Annotated in this window: 16 protein-coding genes; 4 read left to right on the top strand and 12 right to left on the bottom strand. The window is 48.4% G+C overall.

The features are described from left to right. Positions 1–72 precede the first annotated feature (72 nt). Entirely contained in the window at positions 73–495 is a 423-nt protein-coding gene (locus RT717_RS13975) for a PRC-barrel domain-containing protein (protein WP_317487000.1), read from the bottom strand. Between the two features lie 307 nt (positions 496–802). Between RT717_RS13975 and RT717_RS13970 the strand changes: the two genes are divergently transcribed. Genes RT717_RS13970 through RT717_RS13960 form a run of 3 tightly spaced genes read left to right on the top strand, consistent with a single transcriptional unit; the run spans position 803 to position 3,368 of the window. Beyond that, positions 803–1,597: an MlaE family ABC transporter permease gene (locus RT717_RS13970; protein ID WP_317486999.1), complete on the top strand. Its 795-nt coding sequence runs from the start codon at positions 803–805 to the stop codon at positions 1,595–1,597. Position 1,598: 1 nt separating this feature from the next. Next, the gene (locus RT717_RS13965; protein ID WP_317486998.1) at positions 1,599–2,378 is read left to right on the top strand and encodes an ABC transporter ATP-binding protein; all 780 of its coding nucleotides are present in this window, start codon (positions 1,599–1,601) and stop codon (positions 2,376–2,378) included. 3 nt (positions 2,379–2,381) lie between these two features. Next, positions 2,382–3,368 carry an MlaD family protein gene (locus RT717_RS13960; RefSeq protein ID WP_317486997.1) on the top strand — a complete coding sequence of 329 codons (987 nt, stop codon included), beginning with the start codon at positions 2,382–2,384 and terminating at the stop codon, positions 3,366–3,368. Between the two features lie 219 nt (positions 3,369–3,587). Here the strand turns inward: RT717_RS13960 and RT717_RS13955 are convergent, their stop codons facing one another. The 9 genes from RT717_RS13955 to RT717_RS13915 all read right to left on the bottom strand — a co-directional run bounded on the left by RT717_RS13955 (position 3,588) and on the right by RT717_RS13915 (position 11,165). Beyond that, on the bottom strand, positions 3,588–3,740 hold the full coding sequence (locus RT717_RS13955) for a lmo0937 family membrane protein (RefSeq protein WP_317486996.1): 153 nt from the start codon (positions 3,738–3,740) through the stop codon (positions 3,588–3,590). A gap of 19 nt (positions 3,741–3,759) precedes the next feature. Further along, on the bottom strand, positions 3,760–4,317 hold the full coding sequence (locus tag RT717_RS13950; RefSeq protein WP_317486995.1) for a hypothetical protein: 558 nt from the start codon (positions 4,315–4,317) through the stop codon (positions 3,760–3,762). A gap of 63 nt (positions 4,318–4,380) precedes the next feature. Beyond that, entirely contained in the window at positions 4,381–4,830 is a 450-nt protein-coding gene (locus RT717_RS13945) for a sll1863 family stress response protein (RefSeq protein WP_317486994.1), read from the bottom strand. Positions 4,831–4,902: 72 nt separating this feature from the next. Beyond that, the gene (locus RT717_RS13940) at positions 4,903–5,088 is read right to left on the bottom strand and encodes a CsbD family protein (RefSeq protein WP_317486993.1); all 186 of its coding nucleotides are present in this window, start codon (positions 5,086–5,088) and stop codon (positions 4,903–4,905) included. Between the two features lie 431 nt (positions 5,089–5,519). Next, positions 5,520–5,732, bottom strand: a complete 213-nt coding sequence (locus tag RT717_RS13935) for a hypothetical protein (RefSeq protein WP_317486992.1) — start codon at positions 5,730–5,732, stop codon at positions 5,520–5,522. Positions 5,733–5,769: 37 nt separating this feature from the next. Next, entirely contained in the window at positions 5,770–6,078 is a 309-nt protein-coding gene (locus RT717_RS13930; protein WP_317486991.1) for a hypothetical protein, read from the bottom strand. Positions 6,079–6,417: 339 nt separating this feature from the next. Then, a complete protein-coding gene (locus RT717_RS13925) occupies positions 6,418–7,779 on the bottom strand; it encodes an ice-binding family protein (protein ID WP_317486990.1) in 1,362 nt (453 codons plus the stop codon). Positions 7,780–8,080: 301 nt separating this feature from the next. Then, positions 8,081–9,154, bottom strand: coding sequence for an ice-binding family protein (locus RT717_RS13920; RefSeq protein ID WP_317486989.1), 1,074 nt, complete (start codon positions 9,152–9,154; stop codon positions 8,081–8,083). A 310-nt stretch (positions 9,155–9,464) separates the two neighbouring features. After that, positions 9,465–11,165: an ice-binding family protein gene (locus RT717_RS13915; RefSeq protein ID WP_317486988.1), complete on the bottom strand. Its 1,701-nt coding sequence runs from the start codon at positions 11,163–11,165 to the stop codon at positions 9,465–9,467. A gap of 1,170 nt (positions 11,166–12,335) precedes the next feature. Here RT717_RS13915 and RT717_RS13910 point away from each other — a divergent pair. Beyond that, on the top strand, positions 12,336–13,109 hold the full coding sequence (locus RT717_RS13910; RefSeq protein WP_317492341.1) for an SOS response-associated peptidase family protein: 774 nt from the start codon (positions 12,336–12,338) through the stop codon (positions 13,107–13,109). A 1,218-nt stretch (positions 13,110–14,327) separates the two neighbouring features. Here the strand turns inward: RT717_RS13910 and RT717_RS13905 are convergent. Together RT717_RS13905 and RT717_RS13900 are read right to left on the bottom strand one after the other, a co-directional pair. Further along, complete coding sequence (locus tag RT717_RS13905; protein WP_317492340.1) at positions 14,328–14,906, bottom strand: TonB family protein; 579 nt, start codon at positions 14,904–14,906, stop codon at positions 14,328–14,330. 180 nt (positions 14,907–15,086) lie between these two features. Continuing rightward, entirely contained in the window at positions 15,087–15,647 is a 561-nt protein-coding gene (locus RT717_RS13900; protein WP_317492339.1) for a helix-turn-helix domain-containing protein, read from the bottom strand. Positions 15,648–15,746 lie beyond the last annotated feature (99 nt).

The following is a 15,746-nucleotide window of genomic DNA, read 5'->3' as shown; positions in this document are numbered from 1 at the left end:
AGCTTTGATCTGATGGCTTTAGCCTTTTTGCTTAAAATAACCTATAGAGGCCAGGCGCTGGCCTGCTCTTGCTTAAGGCGTGTAACCAACGTTTACCCCCATGAAACTGCCCCAGTAACTCTGATAGCCATCAAAGTCGTGTGAATTGGTTTCCGGCCAATGCTCATTGTCAAAACCAGGTGCATTTTTGAGAGTGTCTGCTTCCTGATTGATGACAAATGCTTGTTTTTTTGGGTCCACTGCAAGGAAGGCGAAAGGGACGGCAAAGTACTTTTCGCCGATGCCCAGGAAACCACCCATCTCTATGACGAAGTATTCTATCTTTCCAGTGCCGAGGTCAATCATCACGTCCTTAATTTCTCCCAGTTCTTCGTTATTCTTGTTGAACACCTTGTCCCCAATGATGGATGTTGCAGTCAGGAACTTCAACGGAAGGTTAGCATGGGCTCCTGAATGATTTTTATTACTGATATTGTCTTTCTTAAAGCTCTTCATAGCGTTTGAATTTGTTTGTTGTCCGAAGCTGGTTTCATATTGGCTCAATATTTAAAGGTTTGCCGTAGACGATGGCTTTTTTCCTGTCACAAAGCTGATGAGAATGACTGGTAGGACTGTTATACAACAACAGACTAACTTTATATAAATCACTGTTTTTTGGAAGTGACCCGTTCTTGTGCTACTGTGAAATATGTAATTCTTTTCTTTTTCGCTGTAACAATCCAAAGGCATTGTCAGGCTTACTTTTGAGACAGAATTGTGGCCTGTTTTTCTCACAATCACAACCACTTGGCCGGTTCATTACATGGCAGATCGAAGCCCCAAAAAATACATATTCTCCCAAGGAATAGACGACTATTTCACAGGTGTTGCCAGTGCTGTCAAGTTTATAGGGCGCTTTTGGCGAGAACTGTTAAAACCACCGTTTTACTTCAGGGAAGTAATCCATCAGTGCTTCGAAATCGGGCTAAAGTCGCTACCCCTTATCACCCTCACCGGGTTTATTATCGGCGTTGTGTTCACCAAGCAGTCACGACCATCGTTGGAAGACTTTGGAGCAGCTTCCTGGCTGCCGTCGCTAATGGGCATTGCCATTGTAAGAGCGCTCGGGCCACTGGTAACTGCCCTGATTTGTGCCGGTAAGGTGGGGTCAAGCATAGGTGCTGAGCTCGGTTCAATGAAAGTAACCGAGCAAATCGACGCCATGGAAGTGTCGGCCATCAACCCATTCAAGTTCCTTGTCGTCACCAGGGTGTGTGCCACCCTCATTACCATCCCTGTTTTGTCCTTTTACTGCATCACAGTGGGCTTGCTAGGCTCTTACGTGAATGTGCACGCTGAAGAGGCCACTGGCTTTATCAGCTACTTCAAAAGTGCCTTCTCCACCATCTCCTTCCTCGACATATTTGCGTCAGTGGTCAAGGCACTCATTTTTGGGTTCACGGTAGGCATGGTAGGCTGTTATAAAGGCTTCCATGCTTCGCAGGGCACCCGTGGTGTGGGCAAGGCCGCCAACCAGGCCGTGGTGCTGGCCATGTTCCTGGTGTTTATCGAAGAGGTGGTGGTAGTGCAGGTGTCAAACTGGATAAGAAACTACTGACATGATGGACGACGCAAAACAAAGCCTTGTACAAGCGAGCAAACCAGTGATAGCCATCCAGGGACTGTCCAAGTCATTTGGTGATTTGGATGTGTTAAAAGGAATTGATTTAACAGTTATGAAAGGCGAAAACATGGCTGTACTGGGGAAGTCTGGATCCGGAAAGTCTGTCCTGATTAAGATATTGGTCGGTTTGCTCAAACCCGATAACGGTTTTGTGAAAGTGCTTGGAGAGGAAGTGGCCGATTTGCCGGCCAGGGAGCTCGACGCCCTAAGGTTGCGGATAGGGTTTTCGTTTCAAAATAGTGCCTTGTATGATAGCATGAACGTGTATCAGAACCTGGCTTTCCCTTTAACAATGAATTTTAGAAAGCTAACAAAAAAGCAGGTGGATGACGCTGTGATGGAAGCCCTGGAAGCAGTAAGCCTGGCCGACAAGCATAACCAAATGCCCTCAGGCCTCTCGGGTGGCCAGCGCAAACGGATTGGCATCGCCCGCACGCTGATATTGAAGCCGGAAATTATGCTTTACGACGAGCCGACTTCCGGCCTGGATCCTGTTACCAGCACTGAGATCAACGAGCTGATCAATGAAGTGCAAACCCGCTACAATACAAGTGCCATCATTATTACGCATGATCTTACCTGTGCTAAAAATACCTCACACAGAGTAGCCATGTTGCTCGATGGGAAGTTTTCCAAAGTTGGCAAATTCGAAGAGGTATTTGACTCGGACGATGAGCAGATCAGGAGTTTTTACAATTACAATTTTATCAGTTAAATCATGAGCGACACATCCAACAAACGTGCAGTAATAGTAGGGCTTTTTGTTTTCCTAGGGCTCGCTTTTCTCATCACCGGCATTCTGATGGTGGGAAACCTGCATGGTACCTTTAAGAAGAAAATGAAAATCGTTACCTTTTTCGACGATGTCAACGGCCTTCAAAATGGCAATAATGTGTGGTTTTCGGGCGTGAAAGTGGGCACTGTAAGCAACCTGCGTTTTTTCGGAAAGTCGCAGGTGGAGGTCGTCGTAAACCTTGAAGTGAAAGCGCAGGAATACATCCGCAAAGACGCCATGATTAAGATCAGCACAGATGGCCTCATCGGCAACAAAATACTGGTGATTTACGGAGGCACACAGCGGGTGGGAGAGGTGCAGGAAGGAGATACTTTGCAGGTAGAAAAGACCTTTTCCTCTGAAGACATGATCAACATGCTGCAGGAGAACAACAAAAACGTGCTGGCCATTACCTCCGACTTCAAGGCCATGAGCAAGGCCCTGGCCGATGGACAAGGTAGCATTGGAAAGCTGCTCGGTGAAACCGCTCTCTACGACAACCTGAACGCTACAGTACTGGCGCTGAAGCAGGCGGCCACCAATGCGCAAAAGCTGACCAACACAATGAATCAGTTTGGAGCTAACCTAAACAAGGAAGGTACGCTGGCGCATGAGCTAACAACCGACACAGTTATTATTAATTCACTCAGGTCGTCGGTGGCGGGGCTGAAGCAGGTGACCGACACTGCCGTAGTGTTCATGACCAACCTCAGGGAAGCCAGCAGCAACCCGAAAAGCCCGGTGGGAGTATTGCTTCACGACGAGGCTGCGGGTGCGCATTTGAAAGAGACGATGAAGAACCTGGAAAGCAGCTCCTTCAAGCTAGACGAAGATCTGGAGGCTGCCCAGCACAACTTTCTGCTCAGAGGATTTTTCAAGAAGAGAGAGAAGGCTGAAAAGAAGGCAATGGCTGAGGAGAAGGGGTCTTGACGGACATTACCTGATCAGCTGTCGGCGCTGGGCTGATGACCGGTATCATGGAAAAGCAAAAGGTTCAGGCGTAAACCGGCCCGGCGAGACGCATTGAAGCAATTTTGTTTTTCCAGGATAAACTCCGACAGGAATGAACGACACAAAAAATGCTACCGAATAAGGTAGCATTTTTATTTGAACGTCATCGTAACAGGAGGGAGAACCTGGTAGGTTAGCCTAAATACCCCGGCCTCGTATTACCCTAAAAATGACGGCGATAAGTGCAATCACAAGCAGCACGTGTATGATACCGCCTGTGCTATAGCCGATGTAGCCAACAGCCCAGGCAATTAGTAAGATGACGGCGATGATGTAAAGAAGATTTCCCATGACTTATTTGATTTATTGTTTAGTGAATGGCCAGACCGAGGGTGGAAACACCGCTTGAAAGATCAAGGAAGACTCCAACCTTTTTGTTGATATGATATTCGAGGCCCAGATGGACATCGAGGAACAAAGAGCTCCCTCCCTTGTAAATGTTTGTATCTCCCTGGTAGCCGTCGTCCCATCGGGACTTAACGATAGCAAAGCCCAGTGAGCCGGCAGCGTAGAAGTCCCAGGCGGGGGTGGCATTAAAAAGCTGATCAAAATAGTAGGTGCCTTTTACGCCTAGAGGAATCACTGTTTCCCTGTATTTGTAGTAGCGTGATGGTGTGTTGTTATTTCCCCAATAGTACCTGTTCGAATAGGTGTAAAAGCTGGCAAAGGGAGCAAGCGTAAAGTTCGGCGCCACGTCAAATTCGTAGTTGAGACTAAGCACCGGCAGCGACTGGCCAATGTAGCCATAGTAGCCGGAATAGCCGCCCACACCCAGGCCAAGATTCAGGGTGTTTCCAAAGCTCTCCTGAGCCCTGCTTTCGAGTTGCATGAAGCCAAGCAAAATGGCCAGCACAATTAGTTTTTTCATGATGTATACATATTGGTTGAGTGTGTGATCAGTAGTCCGAAATGGATGGGCGTGGCGTCTTTGCTATTTGACATTTTTCACTGTTAAATCCCTGAAAGCTTTGCCCAGCTCGTCCATGTCGCGGCTGAATTCAGTTTTGAATGACTCCCATTTTTCCTTTCCTTCTATTTTGTAGTCGTCCATGGCCTTTTTCATATCGCTGTTTTTTTCTTCGAGTGCATCGATCTTCTTTTCATAGTCGGCCCTCACTTCCTCCTTCTCCGTGGCAATTCTGGCTTTGAACCCGGCAATGCTTTTCTCATTGGCGGTCACTTTTGCGGCAGCGTCCGCCCTGTATTTTTCTACATCGGCCAGGTATTCTTTGGTGGCCTTGTCCAAATCCTTTTTCGCCTGGGTCAGGTCTTCTTTTGCCTCTTCCACCTTTTCTGCTCTCGACGAGGGTGATTCGCAGCTGCTTATGGCGACGGCAAACAGCAGGGCTGCGGCTGTAAATTGTATGAATGATTTTTTCATTGTCGATCTTTTTAGTATTGTGAGTACACCACCTGTTGACTTACTTGACGGTGGTTGGGCTTCAATATCCGTTTACAGGCCCGCAATCAGCTTTTGCAGCTCATCTTTTGATTTGCCCAGCTTCACCTGCAAGTGGCCTATTAGCTCGTCTTGCTTGCCTTCCACCAGTAGTAAGTCCTGATCGGTGAGTATGGCGAATTGCTGCTTCAGCTTGCCTTTGGTTTCATTCCAGTTGCCTGTGATTGATGTTTTGTTCATGACTAGTTTGTTTAACTATTGCTGTACAAAAGTGCGCTATTGGCTTCCCCTGAGTGTTACACAATGTGTGTCAAGTGTTATAGATTTCACACTTCCCCGATTTGAGCCTTAGCCAAGTAGGGAGCGATTCTTTGAGTGGCCATTCATTCAGCCTGTTATGGGAATGGGTTGGGCATTGAGAGCAGGCATACGAGCTTCCCGAAAGCTGAAAAGCTTTCGGGAATTATGTGTCTTGAAAGACCTTGCTCATACAAGCCGGGTGAGTATTTGTGCAATCCAGGGGCTCCTTCGGGAAGGCCATTCCCCTGGTAACTAACAGGCTTTTGGAGTAAAATCAACTAACCAGGTAAAACGATTTCAAATCGGTAACTAATGAACTGTGCTAAGGCAAATTGATCCTCTTTAGGCCCGGGGATATCCCCCTGCCGATGTCAGCTCTTTTTGCCAGCCAACAAATACGCACCTCCACCCAACACGATAAGCACCACCCCCAGGTAGGGAGACCAATTGACGGAATGGTTCTTGTCGGCACTAATTTCGAGGCTGCCAATGTCCACCACTTTCTCCCTGGTCACAAAGTTGACTCCGTTGAAAATGGTGATCAGCACACCTATCGCCAGTAATACTAAACCTGCTTTTTTCATAGCGACTCTTTTTTGAGATATAAACTGAAGCAGGTGTTTATAAGAGAATAATTAGCAGCAAAAGTATGATGATAAGCGCTCCAACCGAAACGTAAACTCCTCCGCCTATGGCTCTAAGCCTCGATTTGGTAGCTTTCACTTCTTTTCTCAGCTCTTTCTTTTCCGAAGAACTCATACCGGCCTTGTCAAGCGCATCGATTTCGCTTAGTCTGGCGAGCAGCGCATTGGCTTCGGCGGTTTCAGCGGCTGTGGGTGCTGGTGCAATTACATTTGATGCCGATACACTTCCCGGAAAAAGGATGAACAATAGCAATAATGTGGTCAGGGTCAATCTTATTTTTTTCATCTTGGTTGTTTTTACGGCCTCATTATTAAGGCCTTAAGGTTGCATTTCTTTCAATAAAGTTCGGCATTGGCATCGGGCGAATAGTTACATCGCAAGGGAAGATCTTTACATAAATCACACTTTTGACTCTTTGACGAGCCTGCAGAGTGGCTAAAGCTGCGGGAGGAAGCAGCGTATTCCCGATTGGCCGTCCGTAGATCTTATTTTTGGGAACAGACAGGTACAAAAAAAAAGGCAATATTGTTATTGCCTTTTTTGAAGAATACTTAACCTAATCGCATTATGGAATTTTATACTTGTTGCGCCGTTTTGTAACGGCGTTCAGCTATGCGTTGTTTATCAACCACGTTTCGAACCGGAACCACAGTTCTTATGCCCCTCTCTTTCGTCCTTGTCATCATAGTCCTCACGGTCGTGACCTCTGCCACCCCGTCCACGTCCGTCATCACATTTGCGGTGGAGCTTGATGTTTCCCCCTGTGAGTGTTCCAGAGATTGAGTAGCCATTAGATAGCTCAAGGCTAAAGTTGTCGTTGCGGCCCGGCTCACCATTGTCCACAAGGATCACCTTGTAAGACACTGTGCCAGCACCATCAAGTTTGGCAATTCCCTCAATCTGACGGGTTACTGCGTCAATGGCGATGTAAGATGTTACACTAGTACTTTTCACTTTCACACCACCATTGCTGTGGTCGTCGAAAGAAAGATTACCCCAATATTTGCCGTTTAGAAGTCCCCCGGATACGCCGAAGGTGGCTTTCTCATTGTTTTGACCCTTGCGGCCGTTATGATGACCCTTGCTTCCACTTTCCCCCTGTATCCAGCCACCACCGGTGACAAAATCTCTACACACTTTTGGAGGATCGGTGGTACCGCCGGCGCCATTACAAGCGCTAATGTTGTTGGTGATCATCGTTACGGCGCCGTTCAAGGCCAGCATGCTGCCTGATACTGTTGAACCGTAGGTCATCGTGATGGTGGTATTAGCTATCACCGTTCCGATAAACTGTTCTCCATCAACCGTAGCTGATGAGCCCACAGCCCAAAACACGTTGGAACCATTGCAATCAGCATTTTCGTTGTTGATGGCGATAATATTTGATCCCGCCATCGTCACAAGTGTTGTGCCTGTTTGAAAGACAAATTCCGCATTGCTGTTGCCCTGAAAATCGAGGTACATGGTGCCGTTCACCTGTAGGTTGGCAGAAGGAGCGAAATTGTAAACACCGGGAGTAAAGGTGATGCCATCGAGCTGCGTAACCCCGGAGTAAACTGTACCAGGCACCAGTGCCGTCAGGTAATTGTAGGCGATTACTGCATCATTGTGCGCTTGTGCTGCCACAGGCCCGCCAGCGTAGATAATTCCGCTTACCGTTCCAAGACCGGCAGTTACCGTTCCAGGACCCGAGATGTTGTTCAAAGGCGCCTGCAGGAAGCCTGTAATGGCTGTACCCGGGCTTACGCCCAGATTTCCTGTGATCACTGATTCCCCATCGTTAGTAACGGTGGTGCCTGCCAGCACAGCGAAATCGGCTGCACTTCCCAGAGGAACTGAGCCCAACGAAGACACGGATTGCTTGTGGCTTGCCGTCTCAAGGAAGAATTCCCCGGCATTGGCTGGAAGTGGGTCTTCCTGCTGGCAACCGACAGCAAAAACAGCCGATACAAGAGCAAAGGCTGCCAATAGACTTTTTGTTTTCATAATTATTTGTTTTAAGCACTGTTTCGCTGGTTGAACCGGGGCGATAAGAAATGCTGACCTGCCTGCGAACAGCATTTCAGGTGAGCAATGCCCCACTACAAAGCAGCGGTATTTCGAGCAGCAAAGTCTTACAGTCTTTCATGTGGATCTTATATAAATCACTGGTTTTAAATAGTTTACAAGAGCTTTCCAGAGAAATGTAAGGCTCGGAAAGCGACTACAAATGCCTTAAAACGGAAAAGGGCAGGAGTGAAAACACCCCGCCCTTTCCATTTAAAAAACTCAACCTAACTATATTATCTTATTGAGGCTGAACCACCACATTGGCATCAAGAATGACTGCCGTTTGTGCCAGTGCCCGTCCTTTCAATGAAGCTCCGGTGCCCAGGGTGATACCAGTTTTGGATAGAATCACGCCCTCAAAATGGGCGGTTGTTCCTATGGTTACTTCGCCAGCCACCTGCCAGAATATATTTTTGGCTTGTGCGCCGCCGCTCAGGGTCACATTCACAGCCGAGCTCACAGTTAAGTTCTCCGCAATCTGGAAGATCCAGATATCGTTGGCACCGCCGTTAATAGTGATACTTGCGGGCACAGTTACTGTGCTTGTCCACTTGTATACTCCTGGAGAGAGTGTTTTTCCTCCGATGTTTCCCGTGCTTAGCTCAAAGAAGTCGGGAGAAGGACGCCCGGCCGCATCGTTGTAAGCCGTGTTCATGTTGTCAATAGCAGTGGTCAGGTTACTTGACGTAGGCGACACCATGTCTGCGGCAAACACCCTTCCTGTTACCTGAGCCGAAGTGGCAAATCCGGTATCATCTGTCAACGCCAGTCCTGTGATGTACGATTCGGCCGCAGGGCTTATGCCCAGGTCACCAGTAATGGCTGAAGTGGGGCTATTGTTAATCGCCGTCTTCGCCAGCACCACATAGTTGGCTGAGGTACCCAGGTTCACCGGTGCAATGGTAGCAGTGCTGCCGCCAGTGGTAAATGACCATTCCTTCGCTTCGGCAATGCCATGACCTGCGAGGTCTTTCACGTCCTTGCTAATGATAGCTGTGTAAACAGTACCCGCAGCTAAACTATTGGTAGGAGTAAACGTAGCGGTGGTGCCCTCATAGGCCACTGCGCCAGGCACAAGCGTGCTTCCCTGCTTCAGTTGAAAGGTGGTCGTGTTCACTGTGGCAGGATCCATTTCTTCGCTGAATTCGAATTCAATTACTGCATTACGCTCAATGTCTGTGTCATCATTGGCGGGAGAAACCGATACTACTGTAGGGATACTTGGATCTACGTTGTCGTCGTCCTTATTACAGCCTACAAACAAAACTGCCGCTGCCAGGGCTACGGAGGCAAATGTTTTCTTCAAAATCATATGTGTTTTTTTTAACTTTCCGCTGCTGGCGGGGCTTCGGAGTGTTTACTCAAAAGCCGCAAAGGTCGCATCTGACATGCAGGCGAACCTTCGATGATGCAAAGGTGGGTCGATTGCCGGGGCTTTGTATTACACTTTGCCTGAGGAGTCTTACATATATCACATATACAAGGAATGCCGGCCAGGGCCTTAATTAGCTGAGTAATAGCTGGCATGAAAGCGGAGAACGAAAAAACAAAAAAGGGCAAGGTGATAGCACCATGCCCTTCTTTGCAGTACATCCAGCGATTGTCGTCGCCGTTTAAAGAGATTATTGTGGCTTCACCACGGTATTCTGATCGAGAATTACCGCAGTTTGTGCCAGCGCTATGCCATTCATGGAAGCACCAGTTTGCATGGTAATGCCCGTCATCGACAGTATCACACCTTCAAAGTGAGAGGTAGTACCAATGGTTACCTCACCAGCCACTTGCCAGAAAATGTTTTTGGCCTGCGCTCCACCGCTCAAGGTCATATTCACTGCTGAGCTCATGGTCAGGTCGCCGCTGATCTGGAAAATCCACACATCATCGGCAGTGCCCGAAATGACCAGGTCAGATGGGATGGTCACCGTGCTTGTCCATTTGTACAGACCGGCCGCCAGGGTTTGTCCACCGATATTGCCCGTGCCCAGCTCCGAAAAGTCAGGCGTAGGCCTGCCTGCCGCATCGTTGTAGGCAGTGATCATGTTTTCTACCGCTGTAGTCAGGTTGGTCGATGTAGGCGAAGCCATGTCGGCTGCATACACCTTGCCTGTTACCTGGGGAGACGTAGCGTAACCTGTGGCGTTGGTCAGAGCGAAACCAGTGATAAAAGAAGTGGCTGCAGGGCTCAGGCCTAAGTCACCGGTAATCGCCGAGTTGGGGATGTTGTTGATGGCTGTTTTGGCCAGGATCACGTAATCACCCGACATGCCCAGGTTCACCACTGCCAGTCCGGCAACAGTGCCCGTGGTAAAGCTCCACACCTGAGGAACAGCCAGGGCATTTCCACCCAGGTCTTTCACGCCGGTGGTTACAGTGGCAGTGTAAACCGTGCCAGCTGTCAATAAACTTGTGGGCGTAAAGGTAGCCACAGTGCCTGAATAGTTCACCGAGCCGGCTACAGCCGCAGTTCCCTGCTTCAGCACAAAGTTGGTGCTATTTACTGTTGACGCATCCATCGCTTCGCTGAAAGTGATAGAGAGCACCTTGTTGCGGGCAACACCGGTGGCGTTGTTAAGCGGCGAAGTGGCCGTGGCAGTGGGGAGCACGTCGGTTGTGAACGACCACACCCTGGCGGCTGCCATGGCATTGCCTTTTAGGTCAGATACTGCCACTGTTACCGTGGCCGTGTAAACAAGGCCTGCCTGCAAGCTGGCAGCAGGCGTGAAGGTGGCCACCATGCCTGTGTAGGTCACTGCGCCTGTTACGGCCGTTGTGCCGCTGGCAAGCAGCACCGAAGTGGTGTTGATGGTAGCAGCGTCCATTTCCTCGCTGAACGTTACCGTAATGGCCTGACTGAGCGACACATTCACCCCGTCATTCTGAGGGGTTATCGCTGTCACAGTTGGCGCAGTTCTGTCAGGCGCCAGGCCTGTAGTAAAGCTGAAAGTGTAATCTTCCTCCAGCGACAGACCATCCACGTCTTTCGCACCCGTTGTGAGCGTAGCTGTAAACAGCGTGCTGGCAGCAAGCTCATTGGTGGGAGTGAAGGTGGCCGTTGAGTCGGCATAAGTAACCGCACCTGCCACGGCCTCAGTGCCGGCCAGCAAGGTAAAAGTGGTGCTGCTGATGGTAGCAGCGTCCATGTTCTTATTAAATGAAATGCTCACGGTAGCGCTCGTCTCCACGTCGGTAGCGTCATTGGCAGGCGCAGAACTAACTGCCTGAGGAATTAAAGGTGTAGGATCGTTGTCCTTGTCTTTGTTACACCCTGCTATCATCACCACGGTGGCCATAGCTATGGCGGCAAATGTTTTTTTCAATATCATGATTGTGTTTTTTAAATGTCCGCTACTAGCGGGGCCGGGGAGTATTTACTCATTAGCCGCAAAGGAGAGCACCTGACGAACAGGCGAGGCTTTGATGATACAAAATTGATACAGTTTGGCACGGCTTTACTTACACGCTGCCCAAAGAGAGTTACATATATCGCAGGTTTTGATTGCACCACCAGGAGCAGGAGAGAAGATCGACTGTTAGTAACCGACATGTCGTTCAACTTGCCCGAGCCATTAAAGAGGTTACTCTCTGCGCTCCTGCAGAGAGTAACCTCTTTAATCACTCGTGCAGAGAGTAACCTCTTTAATCGTGCTGGGCTGCAACCACGTCGTGGACATAGCCAAAGCCCCGGGGAATAGCTAAAAGCCATGCATGTGGAATATTTTGTATTGGGGCGTGCCCCCGCCAGCCGCATTCCGGTTGAAAGTAACCTGCTCGATTGGCGGGGTCGGGCTATTCGCTGCAAGTCCTCAGGTGAGCACTTCGTGCCTCGTGCTTCACCCTCCGGGCTTTCCACTACTATCCCTCACGCAAGAAATCCTGATTAAAGAGGTCGCTCTGTGCTTCAGGACAGAGCGACCTCTTTAATGAGCTTCAAGGCTAGGCTGCCGATCTGCCACTGCCTCCATCACTTCTATCACAGTCGTCACTCAGCGTAGCTTAAAAGATGTCCTCACACTGGAATATTTACATGCTTTTTGCATTGAAACCTGAATAGAAAAAATTTAAATTCTAACTTGGTTGGTCGGGAAACCGGGGACGTGCTATAACTGGGTGGACGGCTCAGCACAAATCAGACAGCTACCAGAATCGTAGGTGTTCTTTGAGATGGCAAAAATCCTTGAAGTTGATCCTAAAGATTTATTGAAAGCAGATGAATGAGTAAGGAAAATCAAATAGAAGAAAGTCTCATCAAACAACTCCTTCGAATCGTTCGTCAGTAGCACTTTCTGCTTTTCCGTCGCTTTCACAATATCACCCTGGCCTTTTTCAGGTAGGCCAGCAGGTCAAGGCCAGCTTTGTGGTTTCGGGCGCCTTCTTCCAGGCGGTTCATGTCGCTGAAAATATAGTCGAAACCATGGGTTTTGATAAAGTCAATGGCTTTTCGCCGGAAATTGATATTTTTAATGGCTATTGGCGCAACTTAAAACTTATCAATCATGTGTGGACAGTTGGGATACTTTTCAGAAAGGATGACTCGTGACGATTGGGCGGATGCCAGGGAGGACATGAAACACCTCCAGGAAATCCTTGATTCAACACCCGTTACCAAAACTTATCACAACCCTACAGGGTCGAGATGCTGGGCTATCCTTCAGGAGGATCCTGGTGAAATGATTCAGGCCCAATTCGGCTATTACCATGAGTACAAAGGGAAATTGAGCTGGCGGTTTAATGTTAGGAGCGAAGGTGGGTTTCACAACCAGAGCGAAGACCCCAATTATGACGGCCCCTGGGAAATCTTCACTAACCCTTTTGCCCGTGAGCAAATTATTAAACGACGTTGTGTTGTTCCGGCGAATTTCTTTGTTGAACAGCCACTTGGTGGTAAGCCAAAAAAGAAGTTTATCATCCGCAAAAAAACTGCTGAAGTTGAATACCCTGCCTTCTTCCTCGGTGCCATCTATGACTGGATAACCGACAAGGAAACAGGGGAATACTATCCCGGATTTTCTTTGATTACAACAGCAGCGGCTCCAATCATGAAGCCTGTGCTACACCCAAGAAGCCCGCTTATAATACCACCAAAATTGGTTTACGATTGGCTCGATCCTCAATTGACGGAGGATCAAATCATTTCGTTCTTTGGCCCATTTGATTCCTCCGGCTTCGAAACTTTTGAGGTGGATACCGTGATCGCAAAAAAGAAGCTTCCTATTCCAGAAGATGACGAGTCGCTGATAATGCCGATTTCGGAGATTTACCCTGGGTAATTTTCTTCCTGCCTCCGCTGGTATTTAGCAGCCGTTAGCATAGATTGTTGAATGGAAAATCTTACCACATCTTCGAAGTCTCAAACGAGGCAATTTGAACCTATTCCTTCATCAGAAGTAATAATGGCGCAGGTTGCGGTATGCGGTCCCGGGCTCAAAGATTGGTATTGGACTAAGCTTTCTGCTCTTGGTAAATTTATGAGAACACTTCCTATTGAAATTAGAGTTTCAGTCGGATACGTTCCCTCCGTCCAAAAGCGCAAGAGCACTCAGCAATCTGGTGAGAATGATGGGCAGAGGTTCTATTTGCAAATATTGGCGTTCACTACTAACAGTTCATTTACAAAGGACTTTTCAACGGTGGATGATTTGCTACTTTACTTGGATGGGGAGCCGAAGATTGGGATGTTCCTTAGGTATAGTTAAAGTCTTCCTAACTTCCTGGATTTTATATGCCGTACCTACGGCACTCGCCGAACATTGGCAGGTATTCAGGGGTTTACCGCTGTTTCGTCCCTAAGGGACTGTTGCTCTACGTTCCTCATTTGTCAGCCGAAGCATTTGGCGTAGGAGGATTCCTCTGCTGTATATTTTGTAAGCCTTCCTACTTGCGTGGATTTTATATGCCGTACCTACGGCACTGGCAGGGCATTGGTATGGGTTGCGGGGTTACCGCTGTTTCGTCCCTGCGGGACTGTTGCTCTGCGTTCCTCATTTGTCAGCCGAAGCATTTGGCGTAGGAGGATTCCTCTGCTGTATATTCTGTAAGCCTTTTTACCTGCCTGGATTTTATATGCCGTACCGACGGTACTGACAGGGCATTGGTATGGGTTGCGGGGTTACCGCTGTTTCGTCCCTACGGGACTCGTGCTCTGCGTTTCCGTTTATCGTTCCTACCGGAACGCAGGTTTTGCGCTTGTCGTTTGATGTATGGTAAACCTGATGAAGCAGCAGGGCAGTGCAGGTGGGAACTGCGTGAGGGATAGCAGCGGAAAGCCCGGACCCGCCCCGGGTGGAACCAGCTGGCGGGGAGGACTTGCAGCGGATAGCCCGACCCCCGCCAAACCACTTCTGTTAGTTTCAAACTGAACATCGCTGGCGGGGGGCACGCCCTAGAGTTTATCCCGGTTTTGGTCGCAAGCGACGCTGCAGCGAAAAAAGGACATAAAAAAAGAGCGGTGAAAACCGCTCCTTTTTTGAATGCACCTAGTAATCAGCCTAAATGATTTGAAAAGTGATCGGAATACTGTACTTCACGTTCACTGGCTTGTCGTTTTGGCGGCCTGGTGTCCATTTTGGCATAGACCCAACCACCCGGACTGCTTCGGTCCTGAATGCCTGGTCCACATCAGCACTGGTAGCGTCGGTTACTTCAATATTGCTTACCGTGCCATCAACACCCACAACAAAGTCGACAAATACCGCTCCCTCCAGCTCATCCTTCTCTGCCTGCTCAGGATACACGATGTTGTCCCTCAGGAATTTTCTCATGGCCCTGTCGCCTCCAACGAAAACCGGATTCACTTCTGCCTTGCGATAGATAACGGTGCCCGTGGGGTTGGTGTAAGTAGGCGTTTTCGCATACATTTCATTCCACGCTTTCATTCTTTTTTCAGCGATCATGGCAGAATCCTTTTTGATAAAGGCTCTCCTTTGCTCAATGGAAGACAGATTAACTGTTTCGGTAGGAGTTACTTCTACTTTCGTTTCCTCGCTACTTTTGTCAGTTTTTGTTCCGCACGATTGCGCTAAAAAGAGCACACCGATCAATGCGAAAACTTTGATGTTTTTTTTCATGGTACTTGTGGTTATTAATTTCTTAGATGAGCATAGGAGCTTTTGCCTGTCGGGCATCTTGCAGGCCGGGGCTATCTGCTCCCGGTTGCGGCTGTTTGGTTTACATTCGCAGCAACAGTGCAAAACTGAGAAAAGCGGTGGCGGGAAGTGTTACAGACTTAGTGGTAAGTATTACATTTATCACAGGTTTTCAAGGTTTCCCTTCCGCTTTTGTTTCAATTGGCGGAAGAAGGTGGGGGAGAGGCCTGTTACCTTCTTAAACTGATTCGAGAGGTGCGCCACGCTGCTATAGTGCAGCTTGTAGGAGATCTCAGTGAGGTTGAGCTCATCGTACAGCAGCAGCTCCTTTACCCGCTCAATCTTGTGTATAATGATGAACTGCTGGATAGTGATGCCTTTTACTTCGGAAAAAATATTGGAAAGGTAGGTGTAGTCGTAGTCAAGTTTCTCACTGATATAGTCGGAGTAATTCACTTTGGGGAGTTCATCTGTATAGTGGATCATTTCGATGATCACATTCTTTATCCTATCTATCAGAATGCTTTTTTTATCATCCAGCAACTCCAGCCCCGATTTTAATAGGTTCAGTTTCAGTTTTTCCCGCTGCTCCTCGGTGATGTCTTCCAGCACATCCACCATGCCGAGGTCGAGTACCACATAATGAAGGCCAAGCTTCTCAAGCTCTTCCTTCACCAGCAGTTTGCAACGCAGGCTGACCATGAATTTAATGTACAATTTCATTGAATATAGCTGGAATTTGAAAGTACTGGAATAAGAGGGTATTACTTTAGTTAGGTTTATCCATTGAAGTGCATTGAGTGCTTGTTTTGACTATGCGGC

The organism is Imperialibacter roseus (assembly GCF_032999765.1).
In the GTDB taxonomy this organism is placed as follows: domain Bacteria; phylum Bacteroidota; class Bacteroidia; order Cytophagales; family Cyclobacteriaceae; genus Imperialibacter; species Imperialibacter roseus.
Note: the sequence above shows the minus strand (reverse complement) of the source record. Positions and strands in the feature narration are given on the sequence as shown.

Bases quoted from the DNA above. Each gene is read 5' to 3' on its own strand.
- RT717_RS13955 (WP_317486996.1), bottom strand. From the start codon at position 3,740: ATGGGAAATCTTCTTTACATCATCGCCGTCATCTTACTAATTGCCTGG.
- RT717_RS13930 (WP_317486991.1), bottom strand. From the start codon at position 6,078: ATGAAAAAAATAAGATTGACCCTGACCACATTATTGCTATTGTTCATC.
- RT717_RS13925 (WP_317486990.1), bottom strand. From the start codon at position 7,779: ATGAAAACAAAAAGTCTATTGGCAGCCTTTGCTCTTGTATCGGCTGTT.
- RT717_RS13975 (WP_317487000.1), bottom strand. From the start codon at position 495: ATGAAGAGCTTTAAGAAAGACAATATCAGTAATAAAAATCATTCAGGA.
- RT717_RS13960 (WP_317486997.1), top strand. From the start codon at position 2,382: ATGAGCGACACATCCAACAAACGTGCAGTAATAGTAGGGCTTTTTGTT.
- RT717_RS13915 (WP_317486988.1), bottom strand. From the start codon at position 11,165: ATGATATTGAAAAAAACATTTGCCGCCATAGCTATGGCCACCGTGGTG.
- RT717_RS13935 (WP_317486992.1), bottom strand. From the start codon at position 5,732: ATGAAAAAAGCAGGTTTAGTATTACTGGCGATAGGTGTGCTGATCACC.
- RT717_RS13910 (WP_317492341.1), top strand. From the start codon at position 12,336: ATGTGTGGACAGTTGGGATACTTTTCAGAAAGGATGACTCGTGACGAT.
- RT717_RS13920 (WP_317486989.1), bottom strand. From the start codon at position 9,154: ATGATTTTGAAGAAAACATTTGCCTCCGTAGCCCTGGCAGCGGCAGTT.
- RT717_RS13945 (WP_317486994.1), bottom strand. From the start codon at position 4,830: ATGAAAAAATCATTCATACAATTTACAGCCGCAGCCCTGCTGTTTGCC.
- RT717_RS13905 (WP_317492340.1), bottom strand. From the start codon at position 14,906: ATGAAAAAAAACATCAAAGTTTTCGCATTGATCGGTGTGCTCTTTTTA.
- RT717_RS13970 (WP_317486999.1), top strand. From the start codon at position 803: ATGGCAGATCGAAGCCCCAAAAAATACATATTCTCCCAAGGAATAGAC.
- RT717_RS13900 (WP_317492339.1), bottom strand. From the start codon at position 15,647: ATGAAATTGTACATTAAATTCATGGTCAGCCTGCGTTGCAAACTGCTG.
- RT717_RS13950 (WP_317486995.1), bottom strand. From the start codon at position 4,317: ATGAAAAAACTAATTGTGCTGGCCATTTTGCTTGGCTTCATGCAACTC.
- RT717_RS13965 (WP_317486998.1), top strand. From the start codon at position 1,599: ATGATGGACGACGCAAAACAAAGCCTTGTACAAGCGAGCAAACCAGTG.
- RT717_RS13940 (WP_317486993.1), bottom strand. From the start codon at position 5,088: ATGAACAAAACATCAATCACAGGCAACTGGAATGAAACCAAAGGCAAG.